Genomic DNA, 18,663 nt, shown 5'->3' with positions numbered 1-18,663 from the left:
ACCTCACGGCGCGTCGGAGGACGCGGCGTTGTTCCACCGGGGCTCGCCACGCGGGTCCTTGCCCCTGTCCGCGGAGTCGAACAGGAGCAGGTGCTTCTCATGCACCGGCTTGGGAGGCACGGGCGCCAGCACCAGCCCCGCCTGACGCAGGACCCGCGCGAAGGGGGGATGGAGGATGGCTTCGCGCCACCGCGCATCGTGGCGCTCCGCGTCCTCGGCGCTCAGCGTGACACCCGCCGCGAGCAGGGCCTGGAGCAGCTCCAGCTTCGAGGCGTCCGGGCACCTGCGGGCGTCCAGGGCCGACAGATACAGGAACGCGCCCTGGGTGGCCTTGTCCCAGCGAGCCCCATGGCTCAGCACCAGGGGAATCATGCTCGGACGACAGGCCCCCGTCGCCGCGTACAACAGGGCGCCCACCTTCCCCGCCGTGCTGGGATTCGCTTTCGCCTCCAGCAGCAGCCCCACCATCTCCTCGTCCGCGGGAGCGCCCCCCGGGCGGTTCACCGCGGCGCCCAGGGGCATCACGTCCCCCCGGCTCGGCAGGTTCGGGTCGGCGCCCTTCTCGAGCAGCACGTCGACGACCGAGCTGCTCCCCGACTGCACCCCCGCCACGAGCGGCGTGGGCAGCCGAGGCAGCTGGGCATTCGGGTCCGCCCCCGCCTCGAGGGAGCGCCGCACCAGGTCCGCATGTCCCAGCCGGGCCAGCTCCGCGAGCGGCGGCCACCGCGCCCCCGCCTCCACGAGGACCTCCAGGCTCTGCAGGTCCCGCTGGAGCAACGCCCGGTAGGCGGGCCAGCTCTCGAAGCTGGCTTCGTTGCCCTTCGGCGGAACCCAGCCCGCGCCCACCGCCGCGCGCATCAACAAGGGGCTGCGGTGCTTGAGGGAGAGCTCCGCGGCCCGCTCGAGCACCCGGACCTGCACCTTTCCGCGCAGCTCGCGGCTCAGCGAGAGGGCGCGCGAGGAGTCCCGGCTCCGGAACGCCGACAGGAGGTCCGCCTCCCGCAGACACCCCTCCTCCTCCGTGTTCGCGCCCACGAGCCCCGCCTCCACCGCGGACAGCGCCTGGAAACGGGCGAAGCACCGCGCGGTCCACCCATGGGGCGGCCAGGCCTCCGCGTGCCGGGGCACCCGCAGGGAGGGGTCCGCCCCCGACGAGAGCAACAGCCGGGTGATGGCCACATCCGCCTTCTCGGCCGCCGCCATCAGCGGCGAGAGGTTCCGCGTGGCCTTGGACCTGCCCGGCAGGTTGATGCCACGCCCGGAGGCGATGAGCTCACCCAGGCGGAACCCGTCCGAGCGGAGCACGGCCTCCATCACCGGCTCCTCCGCCACCTCCACGAGCGAGGCCGCCCCGTCAGCCCCTCCCTCGATGCCCTCGGGTCGCTCGCCCGCCGCGCCACAGGGCTCAGGCGCTGCCGTCGTCGCCGCGCAGAACTTCACGCCATCGCAGTAGGCCAAGACGCGGCAGTCGCGCGGATGCTGCCCGCAGCGCTCCACCGGCAAACCCTCGCACCACACGACAGGGGCCCGCGCGGTGGGGCCTCCCTCGCCGGACAACCCGCGTTGCTTCAGGACGAACAGCCCGGCCGCGGCGCCCATCACCAGACAGAGCGCCACGAGCACCAGGGCTTTCGTCACGCCCCGGCTCCGGCGGTGGGACGACCAACGGGGGGCGGCAAGGGCCATGGCTGTCATTCAACCCAATGACAGCCCGCCTTGGAAAGCCACCCCCCGGTGGAAACCTCAGCCCTTCTTGAGGAGGTTGTCCGCCACGAAGTCCCAGTTGACCAGGTGCGTGAGGAACGTCTCGATGAACTTGGGCCGCAGGTTGCGGTGGTCGATGTAGTACGCGTGCTCCCACACATCGATGGTCAGCAGCGCCTTCTGGCCGTGCTTCATCGGCAGGTCCGCGTTGCTCGTCTTGGTGACGGCCAGCTTGTTCTTGTCCAGCACCAGCCACGCCCAGCCGGAGCCGAACTGCGTGGCGGCCGCGTTGGAGAACTCCTCCTTGAACTTGTCGAAGGAGCCGAAGTCGCGCTCGATGGCCGCCAGCAGCTCGCCCGTGGGCAGCCCGCCGCCCTTGGGCTTCATGCAGTTCCAGAAGAAGGTGTGGTTCCAGACCTGGGCCGCGTTGTTGAACACGCCGCCGTCGCTGCTGAGGATGATCTCCTCCAGGGACTTGTTGGCCTCGGCCTTGCCGTCCAGCAGCTTGTTGAGGTTGTTCACGTACGCCGCGTGGTGCTTGTCGTGGTGGTACTCCAGCGTCTCCTTGCTCATGTGCGGAGCGAGGGCGTCATGGGCGTAGGGAAGAGGGGGCAGCGTGACGGCCATGGTCAGGTCCTTTCCAGGGTAAAGGGACGAGGACACCTACCACCATCCCACCCGGGAAGAGGGCCTGACTCCAATCCATTGGCGTGCCGCCAACCTGCTGGAGCCCCCCGGCCATCCTCGGGTCAACACTTCGACGCGTCGTACGAGGGCCCGCCCTCCGGGTGGGCGGGCCCGCGCGTGGAGCGTCGCCTTTCACACGGTGGGAGGCCGCACCAGCAGGACGGGCCGCGAGGTGCGCGACAGCACCGCCTGCGTCGTCGAGCCGAGCAGCGCGCGCTTGAGCCCCGTGCGTCCGTGGGTCCCCATCACCACCGCGTCCACGCCCAGCCGCTCCGCCGTCTGCACCAGCGCGGTGACGACGTCCTGCGCATCCATGATGACCTCCGCCTGCGCGCGGCGTCCGGTGGCCTCCGCCTCGCGCGGCACCAGCGCCATCAGCCGGCCCCGCTCCGTGTCCACCTGCGAGCCCAGCTCCGCCACGGACACCAGGTAGACCTTGCCCCCGGGAGGCACCAGGCCGAAGGCGTGCGCCACCGCGTGGTTGCCCGTCTCGGAGAAGTCCGTGGCCACCATGACCTCGCGGAACGACGGCAGGGGTGCGTCCACGCCCGGCGCCATCGCCTGCGACGGGATGCAGGCCACCGACACCCGCGCCAGCCGGAGCGCGTTGTGGGACACGCTCCACATGCGCCCCAGCGCCCGGCGGTGGTGCGTGCCCACCACCAGCAGGTCCGCCTGCTCGCGCGCGGCCAGCTCCACCAGGTGGTCCGCGATGCGGCCCAGGGACGGCTCCAGCACCGTGCGCACCTTCACGCCCTGCGTGCCCAGCGGCGTCACCAGGGCTTGCGTCTCCTTGTCCAGCACCGCGCGCAGCTCCGGCGTCACCTCCGCCAGCTCCATGGGCCGCGGCAGACCCAGCCGCCGGTACTCCTCGTCCGGCCACACCACGCGCGCGCCCACCACGTCCAGCGGGCCCCACACGCCCAGGGCGCGCACCCACTCGCGCGCGGCCTCGTACGGCAGCGAGCGGTCCACGCCCAGCACCACCTTGAGCGGCCGCTGGCCCCGCGCCCACGCCTCCATGGCGTTCGCGTCCTGCACGGCGAGCAGCGGCACCTCCAGCGACTGCGCCAGCCGGTCCACCGTCCCGCCGACGCCCAGGAACGGCGCCTCCTTGCTGGGCGAGGCCGCCACCACCAGCATGGCCAGGCGCTGGCGGGCCACGTCGGCGACCTCGGCGGAGGGCTCGCCGGTGCGCAGCTCCTGCTCCACGCGCGCGCCCTTCTGGGACAGCCGCTTCGCCTCGTCACCCAGCGCGGCCTCGGCCGCCTGGAGCAGCGAGGGACCGAAGGCCCGCGCGGAGTTGGGGTTGAGCACGTGCACCAGGAACAGCGGCACGTTCGCCTTCCGGGCAAGCTCGGCGGCGACGTCACACGCGCGGCGCGCGGCATCGGAGAAGTTGGTGGCGCAGACGATGGACATGGGGGACTCCTCGAGTCGGCTACGGGATGGGGTTCACGCGGGCCGCACCTGCTCCACGCGCACCTCGTTGACCAGGGGCTCGCCGCGCTCGAAGGCCCGGACGCTCGCGAGCGTGGTGTGGGCGATTCTGCCCAGCGCCTCACGGGTGAGGAAGGCTTGATGCGAGGTGACGAGCACGTTGGGGAAGGTGAGCAGCCGCGCCAGCACGTCGTCCTGGAGCACCTGGCCGGAGAGGTCCTGGAAGAAGACGCCCTCCTCCTCCTCGTACACGTCCAGCCCCGCCGCGCCGATGTGGCCGGACTTGAGCGCGTCGATGAGCGCGCGGCTGTCGATGAGCGCGCCCCGGCCCGTGTTGACCAGCACCACGCCGCGCTTCATCCGTGCCAGCGCCTTCGCGTCCACCATGTGGTGGGTGCCCGGCGTCAGCGGCACGTGCAGCGAGATGACGTCGCTGACGGCGTAGAGCTCCTCCAGCGTCACGTAGCGGGCGCCCACCTCGCGCGCGAAGGCCGCGTCGGCGACAGCGTCGAAGCAGACGACGTCACAGCCGAAGCCCCGGAAGATGCGCGCCGCGACGCGGCCGATGCGGCCCGTTCCGGCGATGCCCACCGTCTTGCCCGCCAGGTCGAAGCCCACCAGGCCGTCGAGCGAGAAGTTCCAGTCGCGCACGCGCGCGAAGGCGCGGGGGATGTGGCGGTTGAGCGAGAGCACCAGCGTCACCGCGTGCTCGGCCACCGCGTGCGGTGAGTACTCCGGCACGCGCGTCACCCGCACGTCCAGCCGCCGCGCGGCCTCCAGGTCGATGTGGTTGTAGCCCGCCGAGCGCGTGGCCACGAGCCGCACGCCGCACGCACGCAGCAACTCCAGCGTGGCCGCGTCCACGCGGTCGTTCACGAACGAGCACACGGCGTGGAAGCCCTCCGCCAGCCGCGCGGTCTGCGCCGTGAGGCGGGGCTCCAGGAAGGTCAGCGCATGGCCGAAGTCCGCGTTGGCATCCTCCAACGCGCTCCGGTCGTAGCGATGGGTGTCGAATACCGCCAGCCGCATGCCTGCCCTCCCGCCGACGGACCGGGTGCCCGTCCTGATGGTGCTCCCTGCAACGCCCACACCATGCCCTCCCCGTGGCCCAGGCGCGATGGAGGACCGCGAAAAAGCTGCGCATGCGCGACAAAGGGCGCAAAAAAGTCAGGGCACCGTGGCGGGCGGGCAGGCGGTACCCTCGGCGTGACGTGCTCGCGGGGGGACGCGCCGGGGCCCCGCGCGGCCTACCTTTCGCAATGAGAGGCTGTCGAGAAGGAGGCGTCATGTTCCGCTGCGCGGCCTGTGGTGCGTTCAATCGTGTGAGAGAGCCCCGACCCTCGGGAAACCCCGAGTGTGGCCGGTGTCACCGGGCGCTGGACCTGTCGGGCGCGCCGCAGGAGGTGGACGGCGAGGGGCTGGACCGGGCGGTGCTGGGCTCGCCGGTGCCCATCCTGTTGGACCTGTGGGCGCCCTGGTGCGCACCGTGTCGCGCGGCGGCCCCCATCCTGGACGCGGTGGGCCGGGCCCAGGCGGGGCGACTGCTCGTGCTCAAGCTCAACACGGAGCAGAACCCGCGCTCCGCGAGCGCGCTCGGCGTGCAGGGCATCCCCACGTTCGTGGTGTTCCAGGGCGGGCGCGAGGTGGCGCGGCGCAGCGGGGTGATGCCGAAGCCGGAGCTGGAGCGCTGGGTGGCGGGCGCGACGTCGGCGCAAGGAGGCGCGGGCGTGACGGCCTGAGTCGTGCATTCGAGTGCGGCCCGCGCCTCGGCTCGGGGCCCGCGCAGGAGGGGAGTCGACATGGAGTCCGAGGCCGCGCTGCTGACGGACCTCTACCAGCTGACGATGACGGAGGCGTACCTGGCCGAGGGCCAGTGGGACGAGGGGGTGTTCAGCCTCTTCGCGCGCCGGCTGCCTCGCCAGCGCAACTACCTGGTGGCGGCGGGCCTGGAGGACGCGCTCCAGACGCTGGAGGGCTTGCGCTTCGAGTCCGAGGACCTGGCGTGGCTCGAGTCGACGGGCCGCTTCTCGGACCGGCTCTTGCGGTGGTTGGAGCGCTTCCGCTTCAGCGGGGACGTGGACGCGATGCCGGAGGGCACGCCGGTCTTCGCGCAGGAGCCGCTGCTGGAGGTGCGGGCGCCGCTGCCGGAGGCGCAGCTGGTGGAGACGTACCTGCTCAACCTGGTGCATCTGCAGACGCTGGCGGCGTCCAAGGCCTCGCGGGTGGTGGAGGCGGCGCGGGGCCGGCCGGTGATGGAGTTCGGGCTGCGGCGCATCCACGGCGCGGACACGGGGCTGAAGGTGGCGCGCGCGGCGTACCTCGCGGGGGTGGACTCGACGTCGAACGTGCTCGCGGGGAAGCGGTATGGGATTCCGCTCGCGGGGACGATGGCGCACAGCTACGTGCAGTCGCACGACGATGAGCTGGAGGCGTTCCGCGCCTTCACGCGCGTGTATCCGGACGCGACGCTGCTGGTGGACACGTACGACACGCTGCGGGGCATCCAGCACGTCATCCGGCTGGCGCGCGAGCGGGGTGAGGAGTTCCGCGTGCGCGCGCTGCGGCTCGACTCGGGGGACCTGCTCGCGCTGTCGCTGGCGGCGCGGGAGCTGCTCGACGAGGCGGGGCTTCAGCGCGTGCGACTGGTGGCCAGTGGCGGGTTGGACGAGGAGCAGGTGGCGGGGCTGCTCGCGCGGGGCGCGCCCATCGACAGCTTCGGGGTGGGCACGGCGATGGGCGTGTCCGCGGACGCACCCTCGCTGGACATGGCCTACAAGCTGGTGGAGTACGCGGGCCGGGCGCGGGTGAAGCTGTCCGCGGGCAAGGCGCTGCTCCCCGGGGCGAAGCAGGTGTACCGGCAGGAGGAGGACGGCGTGGCGAGGCGCGACCTGCTGGTGCGGCGGGGAGACGCGGCGCAGGGGCGTCCGCTGTTGCGGCCGGTGATGCGCGCGGGACAGCGCGTGCCCGGGGCCGTGGCGTCACTGGCCGAGGCGCGGGAGTACGCGCGTCGGGAGCGTGAGCGCTTGCCGAGGGAGATTCGGGCGCTGCAGCCAGCGAGGCCGCCCTACTCGGTCGTCATCGGGGACGGGCTGGCGCGGGCGCGGGCTCACGAGGTGGAGGTCTGGGCGACCGGGCCGTGAGTTTGGGTGGCGCTTCGCGCGAGGACGCCGTCCACGGCGAAGGCGCCGCTGCCGAGGAGGACCTGGGTGGCGAGCGCCATGATGAGGAAGGCGACGTACTCCCAGCCTCCGCCCGGGTTGGTGAACATCCAGCCCAGGGAGGCGTGGGACGCGAAGGCGCCGAGCAGCACGGGCAGGAGCGCCAGTGACACGAGGCGGACCCGCAGGCCCGCGATGAGCGCGAGGCCGCCGAGCAGCTCCATGGCGAACACCGGCGTGGCCGTCCACCCGGGGAAGCCATGGGCCACGAAGAACCGGGCGGTGCCATCGAGGGTGAAGATGAACCACTTGGCGCCCGCGTGGGCCAGGAACACGACCCCCAGGGACACGCGGAGCACGGTGGCGGCGAGGGCGGATGAGGCGGGATGGGATGCGTTGCCGAGCATGACGACGACCTCCGGAAGACGGGTGAGCTGACGCGACATGGAATGCGCGCCTGGCGGCTCCCGCGGAAGGCCTGTGTCGAGAACGAATCGTTCTGCTGGCAGGACAATCCCGTGCGTCGGTCCGTTCAGCCCCAGCGCGCGGGACGGAACTCCGCGGCCAGCACGTCGAGCAGGGCGCGCACCAGCGGCGCGGGGGAGCGCCCCGCCGCGTGGACCGCGTGGATGCCCACGGGCCTGGGCATGAAGTCGTCCAGCACGGTGACGAGCCGCCCCGCGCGCAGGTCCTCGTCCACCATGAAGCGCGGCAGCACCGCGAGGCCGATTCCCTCCGCCACCACCTCGCGCAGCAGGGTGCCGTTGGCCACCGTCAGCGGACCGCTCACCGACACGGGGATGCGCCCCCGGGGGCCGTGGAAGCGCCACTCGTCCTCGGCGCGCAGGTGCGCGTAGCGCAGGCACGCATGGTCCGACAGGTCCTCGGGCCTGCGGGGTGTCCCCCTGCGCTTCAGGTAGGCGGGCGCCGCGCAGACACACAGCGCGGTGGTCGCGAGCTTGCGCGCCACGAGGTTCGAATCGCGCAGGCGCGTGATTCGCAAGGCGACATCCACCCGCTCCTCGACCAGGTCCACCAGCCTGTCGCTCAACATCACCTCCACCGAAGCCCCCGGGTGGGCCGCGAGGAAGCGCGCCAGGGGCCGGGCCAGGTACATCTGCGCGAAGCTGATGGGCGCGTTGACGCGCAGGCTCCCCCGTCCCGCATCGGAGGCCCCTCGCGTGGCGGCGCCCGCCTCCTCCAACAGGCGCGCGGCATGCGCGTACACCCCCATCCCCGCGTCCGTGACGGAGAGCTTGCGGGTGGTGCGGATGAGCAGCCGCTCCCCCACCCTGGACTCCAGGCGGGAGATGCGCGCGCTCACCACCGACTTGGACACCCCGAGCACCGCCGCGGCCCGGGTGAACGAGCGGTGCTCCACCACGCGCGCGAAGCACGCGAGGCCCAGCAGGTCATCGAACAGAGGCTCCGTCACGCGCGCAGGCTGCCACGGACATACCTCAAGGACCAGATACACACATCTACACCGTATTTCCAATGCAACCAGGTGACTGTTATGCCGCCGTCACGCGGAGTTGACGTGGAAGACCGCCCGGAGCGTCGGTCCCACTTGTCACAATGCGGGCCTCACCATTCACCACGAGGAACGGATGACACGAGCAACCACAGCGAAGACGTGGCTGGGCCTGGGACTGTGCGGAGCGCTGGCGACGATGGCGGGCGCCACCACGGCGGCAGCCGAGGCGCCGCGTGCCGAGACGCGGGCGGCCTTCACCTCGCCCTGGTCCGCGGCGGCGTCGATGAGCCAGGTGCGCGCGTACCACACGGCGACGCGGCTGCCGACGGGCAACGTGCTCGTCACGGGCGGCAGCGGCTGGGGCAGCGTGACGGCGTCGACGGAGACGTACAACCCGAACACCAACACCTGGGCGGCGACGGCGACGATGAGCCAGACGCGCTCGAACCACACGGCGACGCTCCTGTCCTCGGGCAAGGTGCTCGTGGTGGGCGGCCAGGGCGCCGGCACGCTGGCGAGCGCGGAGCTGTACAACCCCTCGACGAACACGTGGAGCGCCACGGGCAGCCTGGCCACGGCGCGGCGGGGCCACAAGGCGGTGGTGCTGTCGACCGGCAAGGTGCTGGTGTTCGGCGGCTTCGGGGCGACGGCGCTGAAGAGCGCGGAGCTGTATGACCCGGCGACGGGCACGTGGACGGCGACGGGTTCGACGTCCGTGGTGGCGGGCCGCGCCAGCCTCACGCGGCTGCCGTCCGGCAACGTGCTGGCCATCAACGACGACGGCGTCGTCGGCGCGGCCGAGGTCTACAACGTGAGCACGGGCACGTGGAGCACCGCCGCGGCGGCGCCCGCGTTCTACGGGCACGCGGCCATCCTGCTGAACCAGGGCGCGGTGCTGGCCGTGGGACAGGAGCAGGGCCAGTACGCGAGCGGCGCGTGGCTGTTCTGGCCGGAGGACAACGAGTGGGAGTACACGTCCTACGCCACCGAGGAGCGCCGCATGGGCCACTCGCTGACGCTGCTGCCGTCGGGCAAGGTGCTCGTCGCGCGCGGCACGCGCAACCAGATTGGCGGCGTCACGGAGGTCTACGACCCGCAGGCCTTCTGGCAGCTGTCCGTGGTGGGCAATGACCAGCCCACGCAGGGCCACACCGCCACGCGCCTCATCAACGGCAAGGTGCTCGTGGCGGGCGGCACCAGCCAGGAGGAGCCCGAGCTGTACTCCTCCGCGGAGCTGTTCACCGAGTAGCCCGCCGTCTCGGCGCTGCTGCGTCCGCTCCGACGCAACCTCCCTGCCGAGGTCCTCCGCGAGAAGAAGAAGCCCTGAGCCGTCACCTCACGGCTTCACCCACTGCTCGCTGTCCGGGGGCCCACCGAAGTCATCGCCCTTCCTGGGAGGCTGCCGCGAGCGCTTCACCGGCAGCCTCCACCCGCGCCGCACGGAGATGAGCCGCACCAGCGCGCCCACCGCCATGCCCGCCGCCAACGCCAGACGCCTGTGCCCCATGAGCGAGAACGCCAGACACACCACGCTCGCCGCGAGCGCGGCGATGGCGTAGTACCCGGGCTCCGGCCTCATCACCGTGGGCGTGCGCCGGATGAGCACGTCGCGGATGATGCCGCCCCCCGACGCGGTGATGATGCCAATCAACACCGCCGTCCCCGGACTGAGCCCCACCTCCAGCGTGCGCTGCGTGCCCGCCACCGCGAACGAGCCGAGCGTCAGCGCGTCCAGCATCGACAAGAGCTTCACCGTCGGCCCGTGCCGCAGTTCGAAGAGGAACGCGGCGAACGCCCCCGTGAAGGCCGCGACCAGATACGCCGGCTTCACCAACACCAGCGGAGGCCCCACCTGCAACAGCGTGTCGCGAAGGATGCCGCCGCCCACGCCGGACACGAGGCCCAGGACCAGGAAGCCCATCAGGTCCATCTTCCGACGCTCGGCCAGCAGCGCGCCCAGCACCGAGCCGGAGAACACCCCCAGCAGGTCCGCCACCAGCGTCCCCAGCGAGATGACCTGCTCCTGGACATTCGGTTCCGTCAGGTCGAGTGACATGGCATGCGCGAGGCGGCCCGTCAGCGCTCCACCACCCCACTGGCAGCGTGGGGACGCCACGCGCCGCGGGCAACACACGCCGACAGGCCCAGGGACCGTCCGCACGGCGCTCCCACCCCGGCGGGCAACCTCTCGGGCGACGGCGCGACACCTCACGCCCCCGTGGACGGGCTCCGCGCGCGACAACACCTTTTGCTGAAAGCAACCCCCTCCCCCGAGCCCACGCCATGAGCCCCACCCAGCCCGCGGACCGCATCTTCGAGGGTGGCACCCTCCTCACCATGAACGACCAGCAGCCCACCGCCGAGGCCATCGCAGTCCAGGCCGGCCGCATCCTCGCCGTGGGCACCCGCGCCGACATCCTCGCGCTGCGCGGCCCCGACACGGAGGTCGTCTCGCTGCGGGGCGGCACCATGATTCCCGCCATCGTCGATGACCCGACCACCACCGACGCCGCGGCCTCCGGCGACGCCGAACCTCAGGGCACGCTCGAGCCCGGTCAGCGCGCCAACTTCGTCGTGCTCTCCGACAACCCACTCACCATCACGCCCCGCGCCCGCGAGGACCTGCGCGTGCTGCACATCGTCAAGGACGGCGAGAGCCTCTACTTCGACAACGCGCGCGCCGCGAAGGAAGACGACGACACCGTGTTCAGCGAGGCCCTGTTCCTCGACGAGAGCGGCTGGCTCGTCTGAGCCCGCCTGCCTTCATCGCGCGAGAAAATGAAAAGACATGCGACGGAAGCGATGCGTCGTGACGGGGGGAGCGGGGTGAATGGCACCCACGCGCGAGTGGTCTATCGGAAACTTCCTCGCCGTCTACTCCGAGGGTGACTTCCTCCCACTCCGGCCGTTCTGCGATGGTGTGAAGGAACCCCGCACCGGAGAGCCTCCATGCTCCGCCATCTCGGCCCCGCGTTCTTCCTCGGCACCATGCTTCTCGGTGGCGCCTGCAAGAAGTCACAGGACCCCGTCCCCGAGACGCCCGCGGCGCCCAAGCCCGCCCCGGAGCCCGTGCCCGCCTTCTCGCTGTCGCTCCTCCAGGACGCGGCGCCAGCGAGCTGTACGTGGCTGCGTCAGGACACCACGGGCATACGCAAGGCCCTGGCCACCGTGGAGGCGCCCTGCGCGCGGGTCCGCCTGGCGTGGAGCCCGGACGGCAAGCAGGGCGTCCTGGTGGACCGGGGCAACGGCAATGTGCAGCCGCGCGCCTGGAGGGTGGACTTCGACGCCGCCCAGGGTGTCCCGCTGCCGCTGCCCACCGAGGGCCACACGGACACGGTCGGCTTCGACGCCCGGGGGCAGGTGGTGGCGCTCGTCTCCCAGCTCGAGGGGCTGGCGCGCAAGGAGGAGCGCGGCGAGGAGTTCTTCGTCGTCGACGGCCGCAAGCTGATGGTGCCGGAGATGGAGGGCAGCAGCCCGGGCCTGGCCCACGCGTACCGCCGCGAGGGTGAGGCGTGGAAGCGCATCGAGTCGGTCGCCACGGTGTACGAGACCGAGGACGCGCCGGGCACGAGCGCGCTGGCCACCGCGAGCCAGCTGGTGTCCTCCACCGTCGGCACGGACCCGGACGACCCCGTCGCGACGGAGCTCTCCGAGGGCAGCGAGGACGCCGTGCGATTGGACGCGGTGGTGAAGGACAAGGGCCATACGGAGTACGGCGCCTGGGTCTCGCTGGAGACGCATGGCGGGCCGCTGTACGCGTGGCGCGCGGCGACCGAGCTGCCGGTGCTGATGCTGCCGCTGCGGTGGGAGTCGGAGGACCGGCTGGCGGAGCCCGAGTCCCTGTCGCTGTCCCCCACGGAGGTGGTGGCCGTGCGCGTGAGGGGCGCCCTGCTGCTGGTGAGCGCGGAGGCCCACGCCCGCGTCTACGACGCGCGCACGAAGAAGCGCATCGCGTCATTGGACGACGTGCACGACGCGCGCTTCTGGCCCAAGCAGCGCACGGTGACGGCCGCCATCCCGACGGCGGGCGCGTCGGCGACGCAGTAGTCCCCTCAGGTGCATGAGCGCGCCTTCGCGTCGCGGCGACGCGAAGGCAGGACCCCCTCCACGGCATGGAGACGCGAAGCACCGAGCGCGGTCGTCAGAGCTTGAGGGTCCCGGGTGCGAGGATGGCCGTCATGATGGCCACGTAGCTGCCCACGCCGATGCAGCAGGTGAGCGCGGGTATCAGCAGCGCGCCGAACACCGCGGGCCCCCAGCCGACACCGTGCAGGCTCCGGTACGCGGAGACGCGGACGCCGAGGCTCCAGAAGGGCAGCACGTACATGCTGCAGAAGGGCACCAGGCCCGCGAGGTTGACGCCCTGGGACAGGGCATGGCCGCGCAGCGTCGTCCTGAACGTGCCTTGCGCGCCGGCGACCTTGAGCACCAGGTGGTCCAGCCCCGCGACAGCGAGCGTGAGGCCCATGCTCAGCAACGGCAACAGCAGCATGCAGACGACGAAGAGGACCACGACGACGCCGCGGAAGAGCGCGGGGTGGGTCTCGTTGTCGGAGCCGCTGGCGGGGAAGCTCTCGTAGGGGAAGGCGAGCAGGAAGAGGGTGTAGAGGAGCCAGGTGGAGGCGTAGCCCACGAACGCGCTGAGGCCGGCGAAGAGGAGCGAGTCGCCCACCGACGCCTCGCGAGACATCCGCTCGAAGGTGGTGACGGGGCGGAGCATCACCTCGACGCACGTCCTCCAGAACGCCTTGACCCAGCCCAGCTCCGCGCGCTGGTCCCACGGAAGCAGGGCGTGGGGCACGCGGGCGTGGCACGACTCGCAGACCAGCTCCAGCCGAGGACCTCGGCGCAGACACCGGGCGCACGCGAAGGCGCCGCAGCGCTCACAGGCATGAAGGCTCATCCACTGAGGATGGACGGCACACACCGGAGCGCCCGAGTCGGGCGGAGGCGAGACGACAAAGGAGGCGCCGCAGCCACCGCAGCGAAGGGCACCTGCGCCCACGGGGGCCTGACAGAAGGGACACACGAACTCGGACACGCTTCACATCCTCGCACAGTCGCAACGCTCGCAAGGCCCCAGCGGAACGCCTGCGGGAGCGCCTCATGCGCAGCGCCTGCCCGTCTGCCCTCGGTGACTCGACGAGCATGCCACCCGCTCAGAACATGAGACACGGACGCATCAACCCGTGCTCATTCCGGCACCCGCCCGGGTCATGACTCGGAGCGAGGCATCCTCGCAATGCGAGGAACGCGGGCGCATCCGCCGCGCCGCTCCGGCACGTGGCGCCCGCGCCACTCCAGCGCGTGGGCTCGCAACGAGGCGCCCGCGCGAGAGAAGAGCATGGGCGCACGAGCTTCGCGCCGCTCCGGCGCGTGGGCTCGCAACGAGGCGCCCGCGCGAGGCGAGAGGCCCATGCACGCGCCACCGTCTCCACCGCTCCGGCCCGCGACGCGAGCCCCCGCTCAGGGCGACGGACGCGGCCGCACCAGTCCGTGGTCATCCGGCACGGGGCCCGCGCCACGGTCTCCACCGCTCCGGCTCGCGGGGTCCACCGAGGGCTCCGGCCGGGCCTCACGCGCGCGTCGCGCCTGACGCAGCGCCGCCTTCGCCTCGGCCTTGTGCCCCTGCGCCTTCTCCCGCTTCGCCAGCGCCTCCCACAGCTCCGGCGACTCCGGATGCAGCGCCACCGCCGCGCGCAAGAGCCCCAGCCCCACGCGCGGAGACTCCGCCTCCGCCACGCGCTTGAGCAGCGGCGTCGGCGCCAGCGCCAGCATGCCCTGCGGCGTCGCGTGGGCCTCGCGAAGATGCCCCAGCACCTCCTCGTCCCGCTTCGCCACCAGCAGCGCCTGCGCCAACGCCAGCCGGGCGTCCACGCTCCTCGGGTGCAGCTCCACCGCGCGCTCCAGCCAGCGCAGCCGCCCCGCCTGCTGCTTGCGCCACGCGAAGCGCTCCGCGATGCGCAGCATCTCGTCCGAGTAGTCCGGCCGCACGTCCGGCGACAGCCCCGCCGCCTTCTTCACCACCGCCCAGCGCGGCTCCGGGTTCGACTCCTCGTCCAGCCGCTGACGTTGCAGCTCTGGCACCTCCGCGCGCTTCCACCCCGCCACGAACCGCAGCAGGTCCGTGCGCAGCGGCTCCCCGAAGCGCTCCGTGTCCGGCGCTCCCTGCGCCTCACACGCCGCCAGGTAGTCCGCGAAGAACGACAGCGGCCCCTCGGCCGGATACGCCAGCAGCCGCTCCGGGCCCCGCGCCTTCTCCAACGTGCGCGCCATGTGCGCGCCCACGCGGATGAACACCGACCCCAGCCGCGGGTCATGCCCACCGCGGATGCGCTCCAGCGCCGCCTTGCCATCGCGCGCAATCGCCTTGCGGTCCAGCAGCTCCGACACCCGGCTGAATGCGCCCGGCAGGTCCTCGTCCGCCGGCAGCGAGCCCGGCCCGCGCGTGGCCCACAGATGGTACGCGAGCCCGTAGCTCGCGATGCGCCCCAGCCCCTCGTACACCACCGAGTCCACCGGGTCCGTGAAGTGCGCATCCCGCCGCGTGACGCCCTGCTCCAGCACCCCCTCCATCAACCGGATGGACAGCCGGCGCAGGCGCTTCGCCTCGCCCTCGATGTTCGTGGCCAGCGAGATGACCGTGTCCTCCGCGGGGAACATCACCAGCAGCGTCGTCGTCTCCGGCTGCCCTCCCGCGTGCGCCACCAGGTAGTGGCCGCGCAGCGGATAGGTCGCGAAGCCCATGCCGTAGTCCGTCAGCCGCCCATCGCTCGTGGCCATGGACGCCTGCATCTTCCCCATCGTGTCGCGAGACACCAGCCGGTGCGACAGCACCGCCCGACCGAAGCCGAGCATGTCCCCCACCGTCCCCCGCGTCCCACCCCCACCGAAGCGGCTGGACACATCCAGGAAGCGCGAGCGCTGGAGCACCCCGTCCTTCACCCGGTAGCCCACCGCCTGGTGCTCATCGCGCGTCGCGGTGACATCCAGGTCCGCGTGCGCCATACCCGCGGGCTGGAAGACATGCTCGCGCAGGTAGTCGCGATACGACTGCCCGGACGCGGACTCCACCGCCGCGCCCAGCAGGTTGTAGCCCCACGTGCTGTACAGGTAGCGGGAGCGCGGCTCGAACGCGAGCGGCTTGTGCGAGAACACCGCCAGCGCCTCCTCGGTGCTCACCGCCTTCACGTTCTGGGTCGACGCCACGCCGTCATACGTGGGCACGCCGCTCAGGTGTCCCAGCAAATCCTTCACCGTGACGGTCCACTGCTTCTCCGGGTACGTCGGCACCACCGCGTGGATGTCCGCGTCCAGCGACAGCTTGCCCTGCTCCACCAACTGCAGCACCGCCACCGCGGTGAAGGACTTGGTGACGGACGCCATGCGGTACGTGGTGCGCGGCGTCGCGGGCAGCCGCTTCGCCACGTCGCGGTAGCCATAGCCACACACCCACCGCTGCTCCCCGCGGGACACCGCGACGGACAAGCCCGCCACGGGCCCCTGGGACAGCTCCGAGCGGACGATGGCGTCCAGCGCCTTCGTCACCTCCTCGGGCAGCGCGCGCGGCGAGGCGCCGGCCTCGTCCACGTCCACGCTCTCACAGCTGGACGGCAGCTTCGGCGCCGCGACCACCGGCGTCGAGACCCAGAGGACGACGGCCAGCCACCCCGCGCTTCGCATCCTCATGGCACGGCCTCCACCCGCTCGGCCGCCGGAGCCACCTGGGCCACGGGGCCCTGGGCCGGCGGCGTCTCCACCCACGCGCGCAGGAGCGCGTCCGTCACCAGGTGCCCCAGCACATCCAGCCCGCGTCCACGCGGGTGCACCAGGTCGTCATGCATGAAGCCGGACTTGTGGAAGCGCGTCAGCGCGCCCTTGCCGCCCATCGCCTCGTACAGGTTGAAGAACGCGCAGCCCTCCGCGAGCGACACCTCGCGCTCCGCCTCTACCACCGCCTCCAGGAACGGGCGCTGGGTGAAGGCCTTGCCCGAGTCCTTCGAGTCGCGCACCGCGTCCATCGGCCCCACCACCAGGCACGCGCTCGACGGCGCCGCCACGCGGGCCCGCCGCAAGAGCGCCCCCAGGTCCTCGCGCAGCGTCGCCAGGTCCGTGCGCTTCCACTCCAGGCGCTTGGACTCGTTGCCGCCCAGGAAGAACACCAGCAGCTTCGGGTCCCGCTCGGTGAGCTGCGAGCGCAGCGCTCCGTCCTCCAGCCGCGCGTACAGGCTCGCGTCCGCGGACGGGACGCCCAACATGTCCAGGACGATGCCAGGGCGCTCGTGCTGGAGCACCACCCCCTGCACCACCGCGCCCTTGCCCTCCGCCACCACGTCCACCGTCGTCGCGCCGGGCGGCAGCTCGAAGCGCGTGGAGCGCGACGCGCCCGTGCCCTCCGGCGTCGTCCGCGCCAGCACCGTGTCGCCGCTCACCACGCTGAGCGCGCCCCCGCGCGGGACGTCCAGCCACCACAGCGTGCCCCGCGCCTCGCCCTCCAGCTTGAAGCGGCCGCGCGCCTTCGCCTGGGTGGCCACGTGGTACACGCCGGTGATTCCGAACGGCAGCGGCGGCGCGCGCAGCTCGCCCAGCGTGCGCGGCGTCCAACCGCTCGCGCTGTGGCTCGCCCGGCCACGCCCGCCGTAGGGCGCCATCCGGTCCACCAGCAGCACGCCCCGCCCCGCCGCGCCGAAGCTCGCGCCCAGGTCATCCCGCAGGATGTCCACGATGCGATCTCCCGCGATGAGGGAGTTGCCGAACGCCTCGATGACGGTGGGCCGCCTCGCCGTGCCCGACGACAGCGCGTCCAGCGACTCGAAGAAGGGCGCCAGCGCGGTGCGCACGCACCCTTGCGCCACCGACGCCACGCACGGGTCCTCCACCTTCGCGCCCGGAGCACCCAGCTTCACCGCCAGCGCCTGCGTCGAGCGGGTCCGCTCGGTCGGCTCCGGAAAGACCCTGCGGGGCGCCACGGCGGGTGTCACCGGCACCGGGGTCCTCGGTGACGCCACGGCCGGCGTCGCCACCGCCGCGGGGACTGGCGCGGAGGGGGGACGTGCCTCGGAACCGATTTCACAAGCGGTCAGCAGCCCGCCACAGGCCAGGACGCGGAGCACGCGCCCGACGCCCACCCACCCGACTTCCGAATGCGTCATGCGGCATCCAGCGTAGACGAAAGCTTCCGCTCGCGCATTTTCCCGGCCCGCCAGGCCCCCTGCTCTCCGAGGGAGCCCGAAGCTTCCGGGGGCTCGCACCTTGCCCACTGGTTTCGCGCGCGCCTGCGACACACAGGGCCTGCGAGTTGGCGGACAGGCCGATGCCAGGGTCCACACGCCAACAGACTCACTTCACTTGGGCCGCCCCGTCCCCAAATTACCCGCCACTCATATGGAGAAAGCGAAAAACAAGGTAGCGAACTGGACGAGGTTCCATCGCAAGTTCGGCAGCCATGTACGCCAGCTCCGTAATGGCCGCGAGCTCACCCAGGAGGTGCTGGCCGAGCGGTGCGACCTCTCCGTGGATGCCATCCGTCGGATCGAGCGCGGGTCCTTCTCTCCCTCGCTCGACACGCTGGGCAAGCTGTCGGTGGGCCTGGACGTGTCGCTCAAGACGCTCTTCCAGGGCTTCGAGCACGAGCGAACCGGCGACGTGGCGGAAATCTGCGACTTCCTCTCGTGTCGCTCCGACCCGGAGGTGAAGCTCGCCCGGAGGGTGCTCCAGGCGATGTTCGAGGACTCGTAGTCTTCTTCGGACATCTGCCGGTGGAAACCGGCAGATGTTCCCTGTTCCCCACGGCCACGCTGACCTACGCACGCTCGCATATGTCGGGAGTCCCCGAAGGCATCCTCCTCGTCGTGGAGGACGATGCGGACCTGCGCGCCGCCGTCGTCGAAATCATCGCGAGCACGGGACAGCTCGTGTCCATGGCGAAGGACGGCCTGGAGGCGCTCACCTGGTTGGAGGTGCACGGCCGTCCCAGGCTGGTGCTGCTCGACATGGGAATGCCGCGCATGACGGGCCAGGACTTCCTCGGGCGCGTGGCGCGGCACTGGCCGGGCCTCGCCGTCGTGGCGATGACGACGCGGCCCATCCATCACCCCGGCGTGCTCGACACGCTGCTCAAGCCCTTCGACCTGGAGACGCTCCTGGAGCGGCTCCCCGTCTGGCTGCGGCTGGCGCGCGACCTGCCCCGGCCCTGAG

17 protein-coding genes are annotated in these 18,663 nt (G+C 72.0%); 7 read left to right on the top strand and 10 right to left on the bottom strand.

What is annotated here, in order from left to right:
• Positions 1-3: 3 nt before the first annotated feature.
• From K8625_RS22165 to K8625_RS22150, 4 genes are all read right to left on the bottom strand, one after another.
• Complete coding sequence (locus K8625_RS22165) at positions 4-1,638, bottom strand: hypothetical protein (protein ID WP_223783816.1); 1,635 nt, start codon at positions 1,636-1,638, stop codon at positions 4-6.
• A 105-nt stretch (positions 1,639-1,743) separates the two neighbouring features.
• Positions 1,744-2,331, bottom strand: coding sequence for a superoxide dismutase (locus K8625_RS22160; RefSeq protein WP_223750423.1), 588 nt, complete (start codon positions 2,329-2,331; stop codon positions 1,744-1,746).
• A gap of 192 nt (positions 2,332-2,523) precedes the next feature.
• Positions 2,524-3,813, bottom strand: a complete 1,290-nt coding sequence (locus K8625_RS22155; RefSeq protein ID WP_223783815.1) for a universal stress protein — start codon at positions 3,811-3,813, stop codon at positions 2,524-2,526.
• A 33-nt stretch (positions 3,814-3,846) separates the two neighbouring features.
• A complete protein-coding gene (locus K8625_RS22150) occupies positions 3,847-4,860 on the bottom strand; it encodes a 2-hydroxyacid dehydrogenase (protein ID WP_223783814.1) in 1,014 nt (337 codons plus the stop codon).
• 257 nt (positions 4,861-5,117) lie between these two features.
• On the opposite strand from K8625_RS22150, the gene K8625_RS22145 reads away from it, so the two are divergent.
• On the top strand, positions 5,118-5,570 hold the full coding sequence (locus K8625_RS22145) for a co-chaperone YbbN (protein ID WP_223750426.1): 453 nt from the start codon (positions 5,118-5,120) through the stop codon (positions 5,568-5,570).
• A gap of 60 nt (positions 5,571-5,630) precedes the next feature.
• A complete protein-coding gene (locus tag K8625_RS22140) occupies positions 5,631-6,971 on the top strand; it encodes a nicotinate phosphoribosyltransferase (RefSeq protein WP_223783813.1) in 1,341 nt (446 codons plus the stop codon).
• Here the strand turns inward: K8625_RS22140 and K8625_RS22135 are convergent.
• Both K8625_RS22135 and K8625_RS22130 read right to left on the bottom strand, forming a co-directional pair.
• A complete protein-coding gene (locus K8625_RS22135) occupies positions 6,938-7,435 on the bottom strand; it encodes a DoxX family protein (protein WP_223783812.1) in 498 nt (165 codons plus the stop codon). The genes K8625_RS22140 and K8625_RS22135 overlap by 34 nt on opposite strands.
• A gap of 86 nt (positions 7,436-7,521) precedes the next feature.
• The gene (locus K8625_RS22130) at positions 7,522-8,424 is read right to left on the bottom strand and encodes a LysR family transcriptional regulator (RefSeq protein WP_223783811.1); all 903 of its coding nucleotides are present in this window, start codon (positions 8,422-8,424) and stop codon (positions 7,522-7,524) included.
• Positions 8,425-8,599: 175 nt separating this feature from the next.
• On the opposite strand from K8625_RS22130, the gene K8625_RS22125 reads away from it, so the two are divergent.
• Positions 8,600-9,715: a kelch repeat-containing protein gene (locus K8625_RS22125; protein ID WP_223750430.1), complete on the top strand. Its 1,116-nt coding sequence runs from the start codon at positions 8,600-8,602 to the stop codon at positions 9,713-9,715.
• Positions 9,716-9,802: 87 nt separating this feature from the next.
• On the opposite strand, the gene K8625_RS22120 is transcribed toward K8625_RS22125, so the two are convergent.
• Positions 9,803-10,522 (bottom strand): trimeric intracellular cation channel family protein, encoded by a 720-nt coding sequence (locus tag K8625_RS22120; RefSeq protein ID WP_223750431.1) that lies wholly within the window; start codon positions 10,520-10,522, stop codon positions 9,803-9,805.
• Between the two features lie 227 nt (positions 10,523-10,749).
• On the opposite strand from K8625_RS22120, the gene K8625_RS22115 reads away from it, so the two are divergent.
• Both K8625_RS22115 and K8625_RS22110 read left to right on the top strand, forming a co-directional pair.
• Entirely contained in the window at positions 10,750-11,217 is a 468-nt protein-coding gene (locus K8625_RS22115) for an amidohydrolase family protein (protein ID WP_223750432.1), read from the top strand.
• Between the two features lie 198 nt (positions 11,218-11,415).
• Entirely contained in the window at positions 11,416-12,513 is a 1,098-nt protein-coding gene (locus K8625_RS22110) for a hypothetical protein (protein WP_223783810.1), read from the top strand.
• A 94-nt stretch (positions 12,514-12,607) separates the two neighbouring features.
• On the opposite strand, the gene K8625_RS22105 is transcribed toward K8625_RS22110, so the two are convergent.
• From K8625_RS22105 to K8625_RS22095, 3 genes are all read right to left on the bottom strand, one after another.
• Positions 12,608-13,369 carry a YIP1 family protein gene (locus K8625_RS22105; protein WP_223783809.1) on the bottom strand — a complete coding sequence of 254 codons (762 nt, stop codon included), beginning with the start codon at positions 13,367-13,369 and terminating at the stop codon, positions 12,608-12,610.
• Positions 13,370-13,932: 563 nt separating this feature from the next.
• Positions 13,933-16,149 carry a serine hydrolase domain-containing protein gene (locus K8625_RS22100; protein WP_370641949.1) on the bottom strand — a complete coding sequence of 739 codons (2,217 nt, stop codon included), beginning with the start codon at positions 16,147-16,149 and terminating at the stop codon, positions 13,933-13,935.
• Positions 16,150-16,151: 2 nt separating this feature from the next.
• Positions 16,152-17,618: a GDSL-type esterase/lipase family protein gene (locus tag K8625_RS22095; RefSeq protein ID WP_223783807.1), complete on the bottom strand. Its 1,467-nt coding sequence runs from the start codon at positions 17,616-17,618 to the stop codon at positions 16,152-16,154.
• Positions 17,619-17,850: 232 nt separating this feature from the next.
• Here K8625_RS22095 and K8625_RS22090 point away from each other — a divergent pair, with 232 nt between their 5' ends.
• Together K8625_RS22090 and K8625_RS22085 are read left to right on the top strand one after the other, a co-directional pair.
• Positions 17,851-18,204, top strand: a complete 354-nt coding sequence (locus tag K8625_RS22090) for a helix-turn-helix domain-containing protein (RefSeq protein ID WP_141327495.1) — start codon at positions 17,851-17,853, stop codon at positions 18,202-18,204.
• A gap of 80 nt (positions 18,205-18,284) precedes the next feature.
• The gene (locus K8625_RS22085) at positions 18,285-18,662 is read left to right on the top strand and encodes a response regulator (protein ID WP_223750437.1); all 378 of its coding nucleotides are present in this window, start codon (positions 18,285-18,287) and stop codon (positions 18,660-18,662) included.
• Position 18,663: the final 1 nt, after the last annotated feature.

It is taken from the genome of Myxococcus sp. AS-1-15, assembly GCF_020037055.1.
Classification (GTDB): domain Bacteria; phylum Myxococcota; class Myxococcia; order Myxococcales; family Myxococcaceae; genus Myxococcus; species Myxococcus fulvus.
Note: the sequence above shows the minus strand (reverse complement) of the source record. Positions and strands in the feature narration are given on the sequence as shown.